Here is a 609-nt window from a genome sequence, read left to right as displayed (position 1 = left end):
TCTTGATTAAAATAATCAATGATTAAAAAGTCATTATAAGTCAGTTCATCATCGGAAGAAAAATCAAAGTCTCCAACTATCGAATGGTCTTCTAAATAGGTGTATCCCACGCTTGCAATGAGGTTAGGTGTTGAAACATTACTGTATGAAAATCCTAGCCAAATCGTATCACTTAAATTGGTAAGTTCATTGATTATAAAAAACAACCGACCATCTATACCGTTTGATTCTTCTTTTCCAAGCGTTATCATTAACTTCCAAGAGCTATCAAAAATTTCTAGTTGACTAAAATCTGACTCCCAACATTCCCCATTCATCACACCAACACCATAAAAATCTTCCTGAGTCGAGCAATCCATTTCGGTACAATCAACCACCATGTCATCAGGTTCTTTTATCATCATATCATCATCGTTGCAACAGCTAATAAGAAATGAAAACAGAATCATATTGAGAAGGTATAACTGCTCTTTCATTAGTGTACGATTATTATGGGTTGATGGAAATAACTCTCGGTAGATTTTAACTCCAGGATATAAAATCCAGGAACCATACTGCCTACGTCAATGCTTAATTGGGTTGATTGTTCGCTAAGCAGGTTTTTATGAA

At 34.8% G+C, this 609-nt stretch carries 1 protein-coding gene; it reads right to left on the bottom strand.

Features of this window, described 5'->3' with window-relative positions; all coding sequences use genetic code 11:
* On the bottom strand, window positions 1–476 hold a 476-nt coding region (locus tag IX84_RS30190; RefSeq protein WP_044230323.1), incomplete at its 3' end, for a hypothetical protein.
* Window positions 477–609 lie beyond the last annotated feature (133 nt).

This window comes from Phaeodactylibacter xiamenensis (assembly GCF_000759025.1).
Classification (GTDB): Bacteria; Bacteroidota; Bacteroidia; order Chitinophagales; family Saprospiraceae; genus Phaeodactylibacter; species Phaeodactylibacter xiamenensis.
Note: the sequence above shows the minus strand (reverse complement) of the source record. Positions and strands in the feature narration are given on the sequence as shown.